Genomic DNA, 1109 nt, shown 5'->3' with positions numbered 1-1109 from the left:
GGCTTTCACAGAAGGACTTGTTGAGGCAAATATTGGAGATAGCTGGGGAGGTGCGAAGTAATGGAACTGCAGGATCAGTTATTTGAGACTTTAATAAGTTACTGGGATCTGCAGCAGGGTAATTACGATATTGAGCGCAATTACCCGGAGCTTCTGGATATTGATCTTGGTGACCCGGAGCTTACTCAGAAACTCAGAGCTGCTGCCCAGAGAAGCAGAGAGATTATCAGTACAGAAAAGCCCAAGGCTGATCCTGAGACAGAGGCTATCTTCCGTGAGGGGATAGCCCCTGTACCCAATAACAGGGTACTCAGCGTGATTACCAGGGCTATACTTTGCGGGGGTGAGGACTTTGGAGATAAGCCTGAAGCCTGGGTAGAGCGCAGCGGAGGCTTTGTATTTCAGGATACACAACCGAGTGCCGGGGAGATTACTGTTACTGCTCCGAGTGAGGAGGTTATACAGGGATTTTCTCTCTTTACCCTGGATGTTCTCATGGTTCTCTTGGGCCATCTCAGTTCCACATACTGCCAGAACAAGACAGACCAGCCCATGGCCTTAAAGAGCATAGTCACTACCAGAGAGATCCTAGGGTATAAAGAAGTGAAGTCTTATGGTGAGAGACGTTGGAATCTGATTGAGAAAATCAGTGCTGAAGTTGAGAGGCTGGGTAATATCAAGGTCAAGGTCAGTAATGCCAAGGGCAAGGATGGGCCTTTGAATTATAACGGGAAACTTATCATTCTTAAATTGGTCAAGCGTGATTTTAATCCTTTTACCAAGCACTATACACCAACATGCTGGGAAATTCAGGCTGGCAGCTGGGCTATGCATTATATGTCTAAAGACAACTTCGAGTTTATTGGAAAACTGAGCCAGGAAGTCTTGGCCCTGGATCACAGAGAACAAAGGGGAACTGAGAGCTTTGCCAAAAAGATTATGTATAGCCTGTTTGTCCTGCCTGGCGGAACCCATTATATTAAGAATGGAGCCAAAAAAAGTTTTAAGCAGCTCTTGCAGCTTATTGGGGAGTACAGGGAAACTCCAGGATTAGACAGAAAAGTAACTCCGAGAAACCTGCAAAGGCTTGGGAAGGCCTTGGATTATCT

At 46.2% G+C, this 1109-nt stretch carries 1 protein-coding gene; it reads left to right on the top strand.

Annotated features, from left to right (window positions below; translation table 11 throughout):
* Positions 1-60 precede the first annotated feature (60 nt).
* Positions 61-1109, top strand: a 1049-nt coding sequence (locus LZ23_RS11980) for a hypothetical protein (RefSeq protein ID WP_045214528.1), incomplete at its 3' end; no start/stop codon positions are given.

The organism is Desulfonatronovibrio magnus, assembly GCF_000934755.1.
Lineage (GTDB): Bacteria > Desulfobacterota > Desulfovibrionia > Desulfovibrionales > Desulfonatronovibrionaceae > Desulfonatronovibrio > Desulfonatronovibrio magnus.
Note: the sequence above shows the minus strand (reverse complement) of the source record. Positions and strands in the feature narration are given on the sequence as shown.